Annotated in this window: 14 protein-coding genes; 7 read left to right on the top strand and 7 right to left on the bottom strand. The window is 64.0% G+C overall.

The window, feature by feature from the left end:
• Positions 1-41: 41 nt before the first annotated feature.
• Positions 42-182, bottom strand: a complete 141-nt coding sequence (locus NKI61_RS10160) for a hypothetical protein (RefSeq protein WP_352839308.1) — start codon at positions 180-182, stop codon at positions 42-44.
• Between the two features lie 171 nt (positions 183-353).
• Between NKI61_RS10160 and rpe the strand changes: the two genes are divergently transcribed.
• From rpe to NKI61_RS10145, 3 genes are all read left to right on the top strand, one after another.
• Positions 354-1,031, top strand: coding sequence for a ribulose-phosphate 3-epimerase (gene rpe / locus NKI61_RS10155; protein WP_023684266.1), 678 nt, complete (start codon positions 354-356; stop codon positions 1,029-1,031).
• 494 nt (positions 1,032-1,525) lie between these two features.
• The gene (locus NKI61_RS10150) at positions 1,526-2,263 is read left to right on the top strand and encodes a GntR family transcriptional regulator (protein WP_023668851.1); all 738 of its coding nucleotides are present in this window, start codon (positions 1,526-1,528) and stop codon (positions 2,261-2,263) included.
• A 261-nt stretch (positions 2,264-2,524) separates the two neighbouring features.
• Entirely contained in the window at positions 2,525-4,036 is a 1,512-nt protein-coding gene (locus tag NKI61_RS10145) for a malonate--CoA ligase (protein WP_352839307.1), read from the top strand.
• 73 nt (positions 4,037-4,109) lie between these two features.
• On the opposite strand, the gene NKI61_RS10140 is transcribed toward NKI61_RS10145, so the two are convergent.
• The 6 genes from NKI61_RS10140 to NKI61_RS10115 all read right to left on the bottom strand — a co-directional run bounded on the left by NKI61_RS10140 (position 4,110) and on the right by NKI61_RS10115 (position 11,215).
• A complete protein-coding gene (locus NKI61_RS10140; RefSeq protein WP_352839305.1) occupies positions 4,110-6,164 on the bottom strand; it encodes an ABC transporter ATP-binding protein/permease in 2,055 nt (684 codons plus the stop codon).
• Positions 6,165-6,235: 71 nt separating this feature from the next.
• Positions 6,236-7,348, bottom strand: a complete 1,113-nt coding sequence (locus NKI61_RS10135; RefSeq protein ID WP_352839304.1) for an NAD(P)/FAD-dependent oxidoreductase — start codon at positions 7,346-7,348, stop codon at positions 6,236-6,238.
• Between the two features lie 9 nt (positions 7,349-7,357).
• Positions 7,358-8,533, bottom strand: a complete 1,176-nt coding sequence (gene nagA, locus NKI61_RS10130; protein WP_352839302.1) for an N-acetylglucosamine-6-phosphate deacetylase — start codon at positions 8,531-8,533, stop codon at positions 7,358-7,360.
• Positions 8,530-9,561 carry an SIS domain-containing protein gene (locus NKI61_RS10125; protein WP_352839301.1) on the bottom strand — a complete coding sequence of 344 codons (1,032 nt, stop codon included), beginning with the start codon at positions 9,559-9,561 and terminating at the stop codon, positions 8,530-8,532. The genes nagA and NKI61_RS10125 overlap by 4 nt, the downstream gene beginning before the upstream one ends.
• Entirely contained in the window at positions 9,558-10,340 is a 783-nt protein-coding gene (locus NKI61_RS10120) for a GntR family transcriptional regulator (protein WP_352839300.1), read from the bottom strand. The genes NKI61_RS10125 and NKI61_RS10120 overlap by 4 nt, the downstream gene beginning before the upstream one ends.
• The gene (locus NKI61_RS10115) at positions 10,337-11,215 is read right to left on the bottom strand and encodes a glucosamine kinase nucleotide-binding domain-containing protein (protein WP_023668846.1); all 879 of its coding nucleotides are present in this window, start codon (positions 11,213-11,215) and stop codon (positions 10,337-10,339) included. The genes NKI61_RS10120 and NKI61_RS10115 overlap by 4 nt, the downstream gene beginning before the upstream one ends.
• Positions 11,216-11,414: 199 nt before the next feature.
• On the opposite strand from NKI61_RS10115, the gene NKI61_RS10110 reads away from it, so the two are divergent.
• The 4 genes from NKI61_RS10110 to NKI61_RS10095 all read left to right on the top strand — a co-directional run bounded on the left by NKI61_RS10110 (position 11,415) and on the right by NKI61_RS10095 (position 15,875).
• Positions 11,415-12,371, top strand: a complete 957-nt coding sequence (locus tag NKI61_RS10110; protein ID WP_023696935.1) for an N-acetylmuramic acid 6-phosphate etherase — start codon at positions 11,415-11,417, stop codon at positions 12,369-12,371.
• 1 nt (position 12,372) lies between these two features.
• Positions 12,373-13,632 carry an ABC transporter substrate-binding protein gene (locus NKI61_RS10105; protein ID WP_023668844.1) on the top strand — a complete coding sequence of 420 codons (1,260 nt, stop codon included), beginning with the start codon at positions 12,373-12,375 and terminating at the stop codon, positions 13,630-13,632.
• Between the two features lie 246 nt (positions 13,633-13,878).
• Positions 13,879-14,808: a carbohydrate ABC transporter permease gene (locus NKI61_RS10100; RefSeq protein ID WP_023696936.1), complete on the top strand. Its 930-nt coding sequence runs from the start codon at positions 13,879-13,881 to the stop codon at positions 14,806-14,808.
• Between the two features lie 227 nt (positions 14,809-15,035).
• Complete coding sequence (locus tag NKI61_RS10095) at positions 15,036-15,875, top strand: carbohydrate ABC transporter permease (RefSeq protein WP_023668842.1); 840 nt, start codon at positions 15,036-15,038, stop codon at positions 15,873-15,875.
• The last annotated feature ends 189 nt before the right edge of the window (positions 15,876-16,064 follow it).

The raw sequence follows: 16,064 nt of genomic DNA, 5'->3' as shown, positions 1-16,064 counted from the left end.
AAGTCAGAACCCCGCCGGAGCGATCCGGCGGGTTTTTTCTTTCAGCGCGATCGCGGTCCGCCGCATCTCGTCGTCGAAATGCCGGTGCAATCTTCCTCGGACACCGGCAAGCCGATGTCGTCCGACGGTCCTTCGATAAAGCCGTCCAGCGACGTCAGCATGGAATAGACGGTCCTTCTCATCTGAGCTCTCGTTTCTGTTTTCGCCAATCAGGCCATACCGGAAGCGAGGCCGAGCAGGTAATAAGCCGGGTCCGCTCCTAGCCAGCAAATACCGACTTTCCCTTTTCGGGATCATGGTCTAGGCAGACGTTTGGATCGCGCCCGCAAACAGGGCGCCCAAGGGGCCGCATCATGAGCAGGAAGACCCTGATCGCGCCATCGGTGCTGGCGTCGGATTTCTCGAAGCTCGGCGACGAGGTCGAGGCGGTGGCGGCGGCCGGCGCCGACTGGATCCATCTCGACGTGATGGACGGGCATTTCGTGCCCAACATCACCTTCGGCCCGCCGGTGATCAAGGCCATCCGCAACCGCACCAAGGCCTTCTTCGACTGCCATTTGATGATTGCGCCGGCCGATCCTTATCTGGCCGCCTTTGCCGATGCCGGCTGCGACGGCATGACCGTGCATGCCGAGGCCGGACCGCATCTCGACCGCTCGCTTCAGACCATCAAGGGTCTCGGCAAGAAGGCCGGCGTATCGCTCAATCCGGCGACGCCGGAAAGTGCGATCGAATATGTGCTCGACCGGCTTGACCTGATCCTGATCATGACCGTCAATCCGGGCTTTGGCGGGCAGGCCTTCATCCCGGCCATGGTCGACAAGGTCAAGCGGGTGAAAGCGCTGATCGGAAACCGGCCGATTCGCATCGAGATCGACGGCGGCGTGTCGCCGGAAACTGCCCCCCTTGTCACATCAGCCGGCGCCGATGTGCTGGTGGCAGGCGCCGCCATCTTCAAGGGCGGCAGCGTCGAAGCCTACCGGGCCAATATAGAAGCCATCCGAACCGCGGCCGACCGGGCTGCCGGCTGACATCAGTTCCAGGGCAAGTTCCCGGCTGGTCGGTTCTCCTCGGCCTGATCTCCCTGCCTGATCCTTCGATCTCCCAAGAAGCCGTCAACGGGTGGCAGCCGCAAGGGCATCGCGGCAAGCGACAGGATCGCGGCATCCGGCACTTGTTTTGGCCCATAAGCCTAGTGGATAACTGCCGAAGGGATCTGCATGCGGGGAGAGGTCAATCCGGCGGCATGACGCGCCTTAAGAAAAAATTATCCGTATTCGGGATCTCGAAGCTGTTTCTCGAGGGCACCTGCCATGCTGGGAGACAAACTTTCTTCAGAAGAACAAGTTTTTCACGATTTTAGTTACTTCCGGCGGATAAGATGCGGTCAACCTTCCTCTTTAAGTCGAATATCGTGATCTTTCGCTTGAGGGGCGGATGCCTTAGGAGTTACAGTAGATTCACACGGGAAATCGTTTGCTTCGCGAACGGCCTAGCGGAGCATGGGAGAGCTACAGGAGTCATATTGACCTACGGATCTGCCGATGTGAGCGAAGGCGCGGGACCCAAGAGCACACTCGCTAGTACGGTCTATCAACAGCTTCGCGACGATCTCCTGCGCGGCGTGTTTGAAAGTGAAAGCAAGCTTCGTGTCGAATGGGTGGTTTCCCGTTACGGCGCCGGCGCCTCACCGGTTCGCGAGGCCCTCAACCGACTTGCTTCGGAGGGTCTGCTCGGCCGCCACGACCAGCGCGGTTTCTTCATCATGCCGGTCAGTGCCCCGGAACTCGAGGAATTGACGCGCACCCGCTGCTGGCTGGAAGAGCGGGCCCTGCGTGAATCCATTGCCAACCGCACCGGCGAATGGGAAGAGCAGCTCGTGCTGGCCTTGCATCGCCTGGCGCGTGCCCCGCGCCGCTTACCGGAGGACCCGTCCTCGAACAATCCGGAATGGGAAAAGCTGCACCGCGCCTTCCATCGGGCACTGATCGCAGGCTGCCGATCGCATTGGCTGACCGGCTTTTGCGACCAGCTTTCGGATCAGGCCTCCCGCTACCGGCTGATCTCCCAGGACGGCAGCGAGCGCGACGAAATCAGTGAACATCGGCTGATTGCGGAGCGCACGGTGGATGGCGATGCCGATGGCGCCGTTGAAGCCCTCCTCAGCCACTACCGTCTGACGGCAGCCATGTGCATGGAGCGCTTCAACGACAGCGGCGATCCACGCGTGAGCGCCACCAAGGCGCTGCGCAGCCGCAGATAGAAGCGCTTCCGGTCCACTATCCAAAATCCGCCAGCTATCCAAGTCCGCTTGCCTTCATCTGATCGGCGGCAAACCCGATTTCACGTTTTTGCCGGACGGAGGCGAAATCGTTTCCTTTGTTCCAAGGCCATGCGCTGGAGCCGAATGATTTCAGGTCGAATCGACCTGAAATCTGGATCCGGCTCGAAATCAGAGGGATAGAGCATGATGTCCTCCGAAAACCGCTTCGCACTTTTCGGCATCATGCTCTAGGGAATGCGCATGACCAATCACCTGTTCGACGCGTTCCGCAGCCGAATTTCAGCCTCCGAGCGCATCCTGATGGCGACCGATGACGGACGCGCGATCGCCTATGGTGACATGCTGGCGCAATCGGCACAGCTGGCACATGCGCTGAGGCATTTCGGCGTCGAGCCGGGCGACCGCGTTGCCGTGCAGGTCGAAAAAAGCCCCGAATGCATTTTCCTTTACCTCGCCTGCCTGCGCGCCGGCGCGGTCTTCCTGCCGCTCAACACCGCCTACACGCTGGCCGAACTCGGCTATTTCTTCGGTGATGCCGAGCCGCGGCTGGTCGTCTGCGACCCGGCCCGCGCCGGCGCTATCGCGCCGTTGGCGCAGGCGTCGGGTGCTGCCACCTTCACGCTTGGCAGCAATGGTGAGGGCTCGCTGACCGAACTGGCGGCACAACAGCCCACGGATTTCGACGATGTGGCGCGCGGGCCGAGCGATTTGGCGGCGATCCTTTACACATCGGGCACGACCGGACGCTCCAAGGGCGCCATGCTCAGCCATGAAAACCTGGCCTCCAATGCGCACGTGCTGGTCGAGCAATGGCGTTTCACCGAGGATGACGTGCTGATCCATGCGCTGCCGATCTTCCACACGCATGGCCTGTTTGTCGCCACCAACGTCACCCTGATGGCCGGCGCCTCGATGCTGTTCGAGCAGAAATTCGACGCCGGCCGCATCGTCGCGCTCTTGCCCCGCGCGACAGTGCTGATGGGCGTGCCGACCTTCTATACCAGGCTGCTGCAGCAGGACGGGCTGGATGCCCAGGCGGCGAAGAACATCCGCCTGTTCGTTTCCGGCTCGGCGCCGCTGCTCGCCGAAACGCACAAGGCCTGGCGCGAGCGCACCGGCCACGACATTCTCGAGCGCTACGGTATGACCGAGACCAACATGAACACGTCGAACCCCTATGAGGGCGAGCGCCGCGCCGGCACGGTCGGCTTCCCGCTGCCCGGCGTTTCGCTGCGCATAGCCGACCCTGACAGCGGCGATGCGCTTGGCCAGGGTGAAGTCGGCATGATCGAGGTCAAAGGTCCGAATGTCTTTTCCGGCTATTGGCGCATGCCGGAAAAAACCAAGGCGGAGTTTCGCAAGGACGGCTTCTTCATCACCGGCGACCTCGGCATCATCGACGCCGATGGCTATATCCATATCGTCGGCCGCGGCAAGGATCTGATCATATCAGGCGGCTACAACATCTACCCCAAGGAGATCGAGAGCGAGATCGACGCGGTTGCCGGCGTCTTGGAAAGTGCCGTCATAGGCGTTGCCCATCCCGATTTCGGCGAAGGCGTAACCGCTGTCGTGGTGCGTGCGCCGGCATCGCAGATCACCGGGGCCGAGATCGTTGGCGCCATTGCCGGCCAGCTGGCCAACTACAAGCACCCGAAGCAGGTGATCTTCGTCGACGAGCTGCCGCGCAACACCATGGGCAAGGTGCAGAAGAACCTGCTGCGCGAGACCTACAAGGGTCTCTACGGTTAATCCGTAGCCGGCTAATGTCTTTGCCCAAGCGCTTCGCCTGGGCATCTGTTCGCGGTTCCGGCAGCGCCGCCTCTTACCTGCGCGGCTTTTTGACCCGAGTGCCGGAACCCCACAAAGCCCGGTTCAGCAGGCTGCGTTTGCGCTTGCGCGGGATGAGGTAGACATCGCTGACGAGCTTGGCGCCGCCCTCGCGCCGCTCCAGGGTGATCTTGCGGCTGTGGAAGGCTTCGAGCTCCGCACGATGCGCCACGCTGATGATGGTGACGTCAGGCAGTTCGCGGATCACCATCAACATCATCGTGTCCTGGCTCTTCTCGTCGAGCGCCGAAGTCGCTTCATCCAGCACCACGATATCGGGCCGATGCAGCAGCAGGCGCGCGAAGGCGAGGCGTTGCTTTTCGCCGCCCGACAGCGTCTGGTCCCATGGCGCCTCTTCCCTGATCCTGCCGGTGAGATAGCCAAGCCCCACCTTGTCGAGGGCAGCCTTGATTTGCTTGATGGTCCACTTCTCCGCCGCCGCGGGATAGGCGACCGCGCGGCGAAGCGTGCCGGAAGGGATGTAGGGGCGTTGCGGCAGCATGAACAGGCGCCTGTCGGTGTGGAAATTGACGCTCCCGCCGCCCCATGGCCACAGGCCCGCGACGGCCCGCACCAGCGTCGACTTGCCTGAACCGGATTCGCCTGAAACCAGCACCCGCTCGCCCGGCTCGATCACGACCTCGGTTTCCTTGACCACAGAGGTGCCGTCGTCGAGTGTCACCGAAAGATTGTCGAGGCTGAGGATGGCGCCGTCTTCCGCTTCGCCCCGGTTGATGCGTCCGAGCGCATCGCTCTGCTCGGCGCGCTCGAGCCCGTCTAGCGACATCATCAGCGACGCGATGCGTCGCGCGGAGGCGTTCCAGTCGGCGAGACGCGGATAGTTGTCGACCAGCCAGCCGAACGCGCCTTGCACGATGCCAAAGGCAGACGCCGCCTGCATCACCTCGCCAAGCGTCATCGAGCCTTCGAGGAATTTTGGCGCGCACAGCAGGATCGGCACGACCGGCGCAAACAGGCTCGATCCCTGCGACACCGCCGCCGTGCGCATGTGCTGTCCGGTCAGCAGCGCCCATTGCCTCAGCACGTGGCCGAAATTTCTGTCGATGCCGCTGCGCTCCTCGTCCTCGCCTCCCAGCAAGGCGATGCTCTCGCCGTTTTCGCGCACGCGCGTCAGCGTGTAGCGCAGTTCGGCCTCCGCCTGGTTCTTCCGCTCGGAGAGCTGGACGAAGTCGCGGCCGATGACCACCATCGAGGTCGAGGTGATGGCGGCATAGATGATCGCGGTGATGACCAGAAAGCCGGGAATGGTGATGCTCTCACGGCCGATCGGCAGGGTGAGCGCGCCGCCGATGGTCCACAGCACGACGATAAAGGTCGAGGCCGACAGGAACGCGTTGAGGACGCCGGCGGTGAAATCGACCGGCGACTCGGTGGCGATGCGCAGATCCTCGGTCATGCGGGCCTCGGGGTTCTGGTGGTCGCCGCCCACGAGGTTCAGCTGGTAGTAGCGGCCGTTTGCCAGCCAGCGCGCGACGACCCCGGTGGTCAGCCAGGAACGCCAGCGGCGCTGGATCGTCATGCGGAGATAGACCTGCGCAACGACAAGGCTGCCGCTGCAGATCACCAGCGGCACGAATACGGCGCTGAGGAGATAGACTGTGCGGGCGTTGCGCTGCTCGAGGGCATCGAACATCGAGCGGTTCCAGACGTTGATGCCATACTGGAAACCGATGTTGATGCAGATCAGCAGCAGCACTCCGATCGTCAAAGGCCAGGCGAGCTTGTCGCCATGCCTCCCCCAATAGCCGCGCCCGCTGATCCAGAAACGCCGCAGCAGATATTTTTTGCGCGCCTGCTCGGCCTGCTCAGGCGTCAGCTTGGGATCGGGTTCGACGGCATCCGGCGGCGGCGCAGCCTCGCCAACGGGCTCGGACGCGGCTTCGGCGGCCGCTGCTTTTTTCTCGCGCGGCGTGTCGTCGCGCGGTCCATCTCCGCGCGTTTGCCGTGACGGCTTTTCCCGGCGCGACTTCGTGGCATCGCGCGCTTCGATGCCGTCGGCCGGTTTCGATTTGGGTTTTGCCTCGGACATATGCCCCGACAACGACCTCCATATCAAAAGGTTTCATGGTATGCGCCTGCCCGACGTTTCAGGAACGCCCGTCATTGCGGATATAAAAGCCCAACGACATGTTCCGCGATGGCGAGGCTGGCGGTAAGGCCAGGGCTCTCGATGCCGAACAGATTGACGATCTGGCCGTCCCCGTGGTCAGCCGGTCCCCGGATGACGAAGTCGGCGGCCGGCTGTCCCGGACCCGACAGTTTCGGCCTGACACCGGCATAGGCCGGTTGCAGGGCGCCATCCGCCAGGCCGGACCAGTAGCGCCTGATTTCGTCGTAGAAGGCAGCGCCTCGTGCGGGATCGACGGTATAGTCGACGCGATCGATCCATTCGACATCCGGGCCAAAGCGCGCGCTCCCCGACATGTCGAGGGTCAGGTGCACGCCGAGGCCGCCATGGACCGGCACCGGATAGATCAGCCGCGAAAAGGGCGAGCGGCCGGAAAGCGCGAAATAATTGCCGCGCGCCAGCCACAGCGGCGGAACACGGTCTTGCGGGAAGCCTTCGATGCGGCCGGCGAGCGCCTGCGCGTCGAGGCCGGCGGCGTTGATGAAGGCGCCGGTCTTCAAGGTGAAACCCTCGCCATCGGCGTCGCGTGTATTAATCCGGATGCGATCGGCTTCGATGCTCGCGCCTGAGACAACGGTGAGCAAGGCGAAAGATGCGCCGGCCGCTTCCGCGTCACCACGCAAGGACAGCATCAGCGCCTGACTGTCGACGATGCCGGTCGACGGCGACAGCAGCGCGCCGGCGCAGCTCAGCGCCGGTTCCAGGCTTTCGGCCTCTGCGCGCGTCAAAAGCGTGAGGTCACCGACTCCGCATTGCACCGCGTTGATCTGGATCGCCCGCAGTTTGTCCAACTGGTCGGGTTCGACGGCAACGATCAATTTGCCGGTGCGACGATGGGCGACGTCGTGCTCGCGGCAATAGGCATAGAGACGCTCGCGGCCGTTGACGCAGAGACGGGCCTTCAGGCTGCCCGGCGTATAATGAAGCCCGGCATGGATGACTTCGGAATTGCGCGAACTGGTGCCGGTGCCGATGGCTGCGGCCTTCTCGACCACCAGCACCTCGCGGCCCGACAGCGCCAGCGCGCGGGCAATGGCGAGGCCGACAACACCGGCGCCAGCGACAACGCAGTCGACATCATGCATGGGTGGACTTTAGCGCGGACTGTCCGCGCCTGCAAAAACCTTGTCGCCGCCAACCCACGCACCGGTGACGTCGAGGTTGTCCGACAAAGCGACGATATCGGCAGCCGTGCCATTGGCGAAGCGGCCGAGCCGGTGGGCCTGGCCGACCGCCTGCGCCGGATAGAGCGAGGCCATGCGCAACGCTTCCGACAGGTCCAGCCCGACGATCCTGTGCATGTAGCGGACGGCCGAGATCATATCGAGATCGGCGCCGGCCAGCGTGCCGTCGGCCAGCCGCAGACTGCCATCCTTGCGATAGATGATGCGGCCGTTGAGGGTGAACGACGTCATGTCGGTGCCGATCGTTGCCATGGCGTCGGTGACCAGCACGATCCTGCCCGGCCCCTGCTTGGCGCGCAGCGCGATTGCCATGGTGGCGGGATCGACATGGATGCCGTCGGCAATGATCCCGGCCGACAGACTGCCTATGTCGATGGCCGCACCCGCCAGCCCCGGCTCACGGTTGCCGATCTGGCTCATGGCGTTGAACAGATGTGTGACCACGCTGGCGCCCGCGTCGGCAAAGGCTCTGGCCGTGGCATAGCCGGTATCGGAATGGCCGAGGCTGACGACGATGCCGGCCTTGGCCAAAGCCGCAACACGGGCGGGCTCGACGGATTCGGGCGCGATCGTCGTCAGCAGCACCGGCAGGTTTTTGCGTGCCGCGACCAGCGCCGCTTCATCCGCATCCGTCATCGGCCGGATCAGCGCCGGTTCATGCGCGCCCTTACGGGCGACGGAGAGATGCGGCCCTTCGAGATGCAGGCCGAGAAATCCCGGCAGTTTTTGCCGTGCCGCCCCGGTGCCGGCGGCAATGGCCGCGGCGGTGATGTCAGGCGTATCGGTGATCAGCGTCGGCAGCAGTGCGGTCGTGCCGAACGGCGCATGCGCCCGGCAGATGGTTGCCAGCGAGGCGACATCGGGATGGTCGTTGAGCATGACGCCGCCGCCGCCATTGACCTGCAGGTCGACAAAACCCGGCACCAGCATGCCGCCCCCGGCGTCGATGCGGGCAACGCCCGACGGAATGGCGCCGACGGGATGAATGCCTTCGACCACATCGCCGTGCACGACAAGGGCGGCGTTGTCATGCCAGTCGTCGCCATCGAAAATGCGGGCGCCAGTCAGGGCAAAACGGTCGCTCATACGGTTTCCGTCACCTTGCGCAGATTGCGTGGCACATCCGGATCGAGGCCGCGGTGGCGGGCGAAAGCCTCGACGAAGCCGTAGAAGGACACGATCAGCGTCAGCGGGTCGGTCAAGGGATGACCGGTGGCGACATGCGGCAGCCGCGCGGCGCTCTTGGCTTTGTCCGAGGTTACAAAAACTGCTGCACCCTTGCCGGCAAGGTTGTCGGCAGCCTCGGCCACGGACGGCTCGGAGGCATCGCGGGCGGCGAGCGCCAGCACCGGGAAGCTTGGCCCGACCAGCGCCAGCGGGCCGTGCATGACTTCGGCTGCACTGTAGGCCTCGGCATGCATGCCGCAGGTCTCTTTGAATTTCAGCGCCGCCTCGTCGGCCATCGCCGCCGACGGGCCACGGCCGAGGATGAACAGCGATTGCGGCGTCTCCAACGCGCCGGCCAGCGCCATCCAGTCGCAGGCGATCGCCTTGCTGAAATGCTCGGGCAGGCGGGCAAGGGCGGCCAGCAGTCTGTCGTCGCCGGTGCAATGCGCCATCAGCGCCAGGCCGGCGACCGCCGAATTGACGAATGTCTTGGTCGCCGCGACGCTGCGCTCGGGGCCGGCCAGAATGTCGATGGCAAAATCCGAAGCCCGCGCCAGCGGCGAATCGGCGGTGTTGGTGATGGCGACGGTGAGCGCACCGCCGGCCCGTGCCGTCTCGGCCATGGCGACGATGTCAGGGCTCTTGCCGGATTGCGAGATGGCGAGGCAAGCGGAACCGGCGAGCTTGAGCTTGGCGCCGTAGATCGAGGCGATCGACGGACCGACCGATGCCACGGCCAGGCCGGCGGTCAGTTCGACGGCATATTTCATGAAGGTGGCGGCATGGTCGGACGAACCGCGCGCGACGGTAACGACGAAGCTCGGATCGCGCTCGCGAATGCCGCGTCCGGCCTCGGTCAGCACCGCCGCCGAGCCATCGAGCAGACGCGCGACGGCTTGCGGAATTTCGTCGATCTCGCGCCGCATATGGGTGGTCTTGGGGATCATGGTCGGCCCTCTTCGCTCGGCCCTGTCAGGCGCAGTTCGGCGACGAAATCATAGGCGTCGCCGCGGTAGATGGAGCGGGTGAACTCGATCACCTTGCCGCTCGCGAGATAGGAAATGCGTTCGATGTGCAGGCCGGCAATGCCGGATGGCACTTCGAGCAGACGCGCATCGGCGTCGCCGAGATTGGCGGCGGAAATGCGCTGCACCGCCCGCACCGGCCGGTTGCCGGTCAGTTGCAGCGCCGCATAGAGCGACGAGCCTATCCCGGCCGGATCCGGCAGCACGCTGGCCGACAACGAGGCGCGCTCGATGGCCAGCGGCGTGTCGTTTGCGATGCGCAGGCGCGCCACGCGCGCCACCAGCTCGTTCGAGGACAGGCCGAGCACCATCATCTCGTCGGGCGAGGGCGGGTAGAGGTCGCGGTCGAGCCAGGCTGAACGCACCGCCATGCCGCGCCTTGCCATGTCCTCGGTGAATGAAGTGAGCCTGGACAGCGACTGCTCGACGCGCTCCATGCGCGGCGCCACGAAGGTGCCGGAGCCGTGGCGCTGCACGAGGATGCCGCCCTTGACTAGGTCCTGCACCGCCTTGCGCACGGTGACGCGCGAAATGTCGGCCTTGGTGGCGATGTCGCGCTCGGAAGGCAGCGCATCGCCCGGCCCGATCAGGCCGCGATTGACGGCGTCCTCGATGCTTTTCCTGAGCTGCAGGTAGAGCGGGGCGCCGCTCTGCGACGACTGCCTCAGCCTGGCGAAGATCTGGTCGGCGGCATCGCTCATCGCGTCGCCTCCGCTTTGACGAAGATGCGGGCCGCCATCTGCACGGCGCCGCCCAGCGCATCGTCGAGCGGCGCTTTCAGCAGCGCCTGGTAGCGCTGGGAAAGGCGCGGCCCATAGAGCGGCGCCAGCCCGCCGAGCAGGCAGAGCGGGGCGTCATCAGAGAGGTCGAGCGCGTGGAGCGACGCCTCGACATCGGCAACCGACTTGTCCACGATCCAGTTGGCGACGCTGTCGCCCTTCTCGGCATGCTCGAAAACCTTGGGCGCGAAGCCGCCGAAATCGCCGGGCTTGGCATTGGTGGTGAACTCGACCACGTCTTCGGGATTGTTGCGGAAAATGGCCATCATGCTGTCGGTCAGGGCTGAGCGCGGCCGGACGCCGTCATGGGCGAGCAGCGTCTGCTCCAGCAGGTCGCGGCCGATCCGGGCGCCGCTGCCTTGATCACCGACCTGAAAGCCCCAGCCGCCGATGGCGCGCGACGTGCCGCCCTTGCGCGCCATATAGGCGGTGCCGGTGCCGAGGATGGCCATGGCGCCGTCACCAGAGCCGACTGCCCCTTCGAGCGCGATCTCGGCGTCCGTCTCGACGCGGCTGATGCTGAACGGCAGGATTGCTTCAAGCTGCTGGCGGTAGGTGCCGACATTGGCGCCGGCAAGGCCGAGAATGGCTGGTGTCTGCGGGATCAGGTCCGGATCTTGCCCGGCGGCGATGAAGGCCTGACGAGCAGCCTCGACGATGTGGGTGCGAGCGCCGGTGAGATCGGTGCGGATGTTGGCGGCGCCGCTTTTGGCACGGCCAATGACAACGCCATCGCCTGTCGCAAGGGCTGCCCTGCAGCTGGTGCCGCCGCCGTCGATACCGAGCACGAATTTCACGCGATGTCTCCTCCGGGCGGATAATACCAATAAAATACCAATAGCCAAGGGATTAATTTCCGTTTCAAAAAGATTAAGGCGTATCAGGTTGAAAAACCCGGGAATTTTGCCGGATCAACGCTTTCCAGTTCGCAATTTCGTTAATGCGTGTGGACAAGTGGTATTTTTTTGGTATTGTTCTTCCATCGGAGGGACAGGGATGGCCGAACCGCGCACCGAAGCGCTTCACAGCAATGCCGAGGGACTGGACATCCAGGCCCCGGACGCCATCCTTTCTTCTTTGGTCAATGCGCAGATCGAGGCCGCCAAGGCTGTGCGCGACGCCATTCCCGCCATCGCCGCCGCAGCCGAAATCATCGCCGGGCGGCTGAACGGCGGCGGCAAGCTCGCCTATGCTGCGGCCGGCAGCTCCGGCCTGATGGCGCTGGCCGACGCGCTGGAGTTGCCCGGCACCTTCGGCATCAAGCGCGAACGCATCGCCATCCTCATCGCCGGTGGCGACGACGCTTTCAAGACCCTGGCCGGCGGACCGGAAGACGACACCGACGAAGCCTCGACGGCAATTGCCGGCGCCGGCATCGGCAAGGGCGACTGCCTGATCGCGATTTCGGCCAGCGGCTCGACGCCCTATGCGGTGCAGGCGCTGAAGGATGCGCGCAGCCGGGGCGCGGCAACCATCGCCATTGCCAACAACAAGGACACGCCCCTGCTCAGGCTGGCCGACGTCGCCATCCTGCTCGAGACGCCACCGGAGGTGATTGCCGGCTCGACGCGCATGGGCGCCGGCACTGCCCAGAAGATCGCGCTCAACATGCTGTCGACGCTTACCGCCATTCATCTCGGCCATGTCCATGACGGCTACATGGTCAATCTCACCGCCGACAACATCAAGCTGCGCGACCGCGCGGCTCGCATCGTCGCCGCTATCAGCGGCCGCGACCGGCAAGACGCCGTGCGGCTGCTCGAAGCGAGCGGCGGCGTCGTCAAGACAGCCATTCTGCTCGCCGCCGGCGCTGCCAACGCCGTTGCGGCCGAGAAGATACTGGAAGGGACCGGCCAGAAGCTGCGGCCAGCCCTTTCCGCGATCGAGGGGAACAAGGGCGCGAAGGCCCCTGTTCTCAAAACCGAACCTGAAAAAGGTCAACAGGGAGACTAGCATGACAACGAAATTACTGACGGCACTGCTTCTCGGCACCAGCATTCTCGGCACCGCCGGGTTGGCTCACGCCGATGACGTAACGCTCAATATCGAAAGCTGGCGCGGCGACGACCTTGCCATCTGGAAGGACAAGCTGATCCCGGCTTTTGAGGCCAAGAACCCGGGCATCAAAGTGGTGTTCGCACCGTCGGCGCCGACCGAGTATGACGCCGCACTCGGCGCCAAGCTCGCCGCCGGCTCGGCTGGCGACCTGATCACCTGCCGCCCGTTCGACAAGTCGCTCGAACTGTTCAAGAAGGGCAACCTTGCCGACCTGTCGGCGCTGCCCGGCATGGAAAACTTTTCGCCCGTTGCCAAGGCCGCCTGGCAGACCGACGACGGCAAGGCGAGCTTCTGCGTGCCGATGGCCTCGGTCATTCACGGCTTCATCTACAACAAGGACGCCTTCGACAAGCTCGGCCTCAAGGTGCCGACGACGCGTGACGAGTTCTTCGCCGCGCTCGACAAGATCAAGGCCGACGGCACCTACATCCCGATGGCCATGGGCACCAAGGACCTCTGGGAAGCCGCGACCATGGGCTATCAGAACATCGGTCCGAACTACTGGAAGGGCGAAGAGGGCCGCGCAGCGTTGATCAAGGGCGACCAGAAGCTGACCGACAAGGACTGGGTTGCTCCCTATGAGGAACTGGCCAAGTGGAAGCCTTATCTCGGCGACGGCTTCGAGGCCCAGACCTATCCGGACAGCCAGAACCTGTTCACGCTTGGCCGCGCCGCCATCTACCCGGCGGGATCGTGGGAGATCGGTCTGTTCAACACCCAGGCGCAGTTCAAGATGGGCGCCTTCCCGCCGCCGGTCGAGAAGGCCGGCGACACCTGCTACATCTCCGACCATACCGATATCGGCATGGGCCTGAATGCGGCGTCGAAGAATGCCGACGCGGCCAAGACCTTCCTGTCCTGGGTCGCCTCGCCGGACTTCGCCACCATCTACGCCAACGCACTGCCGGGCTTCTTCAGCCTAAATTCCACCCCGGTGAAGATGGAAGACCCGCTGGCGCAGGAATTCGTCTCCTGGCGCGACAAGTGCAAGTCGACGATCCGCTCGACCTACCAGATCCTGTCGCGCGGCACGCCGAACCTCGAGAACGAAACCTGGGTTGAATCGGCCAACGTGATCAATGGCACCGACACGCCGGAAGCTGCCGCCAAGAAGCTGCAGGACGGCCTCGACAGCTGGTACAAGCCGGGCAAATAAGAGCTCAGACAACAGACAGGGGCCCCAAGTGGACGGCCCTGCGTTTTTCGACAGCATCATCGACTGCGAACGACGGCGCCGCCCCTCATCCGCCTGCCGGCACCTTCTCCCCGTATAGTGACGGGAGAAGGATTAGCCGAAACGCAGGCGCCCCCTCTCCCCGTCCTTCACGGGGAGAGGGTAAGGGTGAGGGGGCAGCGCTGCCGTCGAAGGCATTGCTAAACCTGATCGGCGGGGACCGCACTCATGGCCGCACAAACACGACCGAAACGACCGTTCCGCTGGCATATCGGCGTCTTTCTGGCGCCGGCGCTGCTGGTCTATACGGCGATCATGATCCTGCCGCTGGCCGGCACGCTGCAGCTGTCGCTGTTCCGCAATGTCGATCAGCATCAGGTGTTCGTCGGTTTCACTAATTTCCGTACGTTGTTCGGCGACCCCAACTGGTCGGTCGGCTTCTGGAACGCGCTGCGGAACAATACCTGGTTCTTCATCATCCACATGGTGGTGCAGAACCCGATCGGTGTCATGCTGGCGGCATTGCTGTCCAGCCCGAGGCTGAGATTCGCCGCCTTCTATCGCACCGCGATCTTCGTGCCGACCATCCTCTCCTTCGTCATCGTCGGTTTCGCCTGGAAACTGATCCTGTCGCCGTTGTGGGGCGTGGCGCCGCATCTGATGGATCTGGTCGGCCTGAAAAGCCTGTTCACGCCGTGGCTCGGCAAAGAACAATATGCCCTGACCGCGCTCAGCCTGATCTCGGTCTGGCAGTTCGTCGGCATTCCGATGATGCTGATCTATGCGGCGCTGCTGTCGATCCCCGAAGAGGTGATCGAGGCGGCCGAGTGTGACGGCATCACCGGCATGTCGCAGTTCTGGAAGATCAAGCTGCCGCTGATCCTGCCCTCGATCGGCATCATCTCGATCCTGACCTTCGTTGGCAATTTCAACGCCTTCGACCTGATCTACACCGCGCAAGGGGCGCTGGCCGGCCCGAACTATTCGACCGATATTCTGGGCACTTTCCTCTACCGCGCCTTCTTCGGCTTCCAGCTGCAGACCGGCGATCCCAATATGGGTGCGGCGATCGCCACGATGATGTTCCTGATCATCCTCGGCGGCGTCTGCGTCTACCTGTTCCTCGTCCAGACGCGCCTGCGTCGCTACCAGTTTTAGAGGGCAGACATGTTACGGCTAAACACCCCCCTCTGGCCTGCCGGCCATCTCCCCCTCAAGGGGGGAGATTGGATGGCACCATTGGCTTCGCAAATCTCCAGCGTTGGAGAAGAGGCGCCGAGCCTCAAGCTGCCAATCTTCCCCCTTGAGGGGGAGATGTCCGGCAGGACAGAGGGGGGTGCCTTGGTGCCGACCTCAACAGTCATCGCTCGTCAGGAGACCTTCCAATGAGCACCGCCACCCGTTCGCTGCCCCGCACCATCGGCGCCCACGCGATCCTTCTGACCTATACGGCGATCGCGCTGTTTCCGGTGATCCTGGTCATCATGAACTCGTTCAAATCGCGCGCCGGCATCTTCAGCGAGCCGCTGACGCCGCCGACGCCAAAAACCTTCGACCTGATCGGCTACACCACGGTGATCGGCCAGGGCGACTTCATCCATTATTTCCAGAACAGCCTGGTCGTCACCGTCGCCTCGCTGTTCTTCGTGCTTCTGTTCGGCGCGATGGCGGCGTTCGCGCTCTCGGAATACCGCTTCCGCGGCAACACGCTGATGGGGCTTTACCTCGCGCTCGGCATCATGATCCCGATCCGGCTCGGCACCGTCGCCATCCTGCAATTGATGGTGGCGAGCGGGCTGGTCAACACGCTGACGGCGCTGATCCTGGTCTACACCGCGCAGGGGCTGCCGCTGGCCGTCTTCATCCTGTCGGAATTCATGAAGCAGGTGTCCGACGATCTGAAGAATGCCGGCCGCATCGACGGCCTGTCGGAATACACGATCTTCTTCCGGCTGGTGCTGCCGCTGGTGCGGCCGTCGATGGCGACGGTCGCCGTCTTCACCATGATCCCGATCTGGAACGATCTGTGGTTCCCGCTGATCCTGGCGCCGTCGGAAGAGACCAAGACGGTGACGCTCGGCGCGCAGTTGTTCCTCGGCCAGTTCGTCACCAACTGGAACGCCATCCTGGCCGCACTCTCGCTGGCGATCATGCCGGTGCTGACCCTCTACGTCATCTTCTCGCGGCAGCTGATCCGCGGCATCACATCCGGAGCCGTCAAGTGAGCGGAGCCCTACAAATCTCTGCTGGAGCCTTCACCCCACCCGGCGCTGCGCGCCGACCTCCCCATCAAGGGGAGGTGAAAGGTCGTGGCTTCATTCACGACCGCCAAAGGGCGACTTTCGGAGAAGCTTCTTTGGCAGTGAGGGTGTTCGCGCCAACGTCCTACCTCCCCTCGATGGGGAGGTCGGCGC

The organism is Mesorhizobium sp. M0514 (genome assembly GCF_040321145.1).
Classification (GTDB): domain Bacteria; phylum Pseudomonadota; class Alphaproteobacteria; order Rhizobiales; family Rhizobiaceae; genus Mesorhizobium.
The sequence above is the reverse complement of the archived record's forward strand: the minus strand, read 5'-3'. Positions and strand labels throughout refer to the sequence as shown.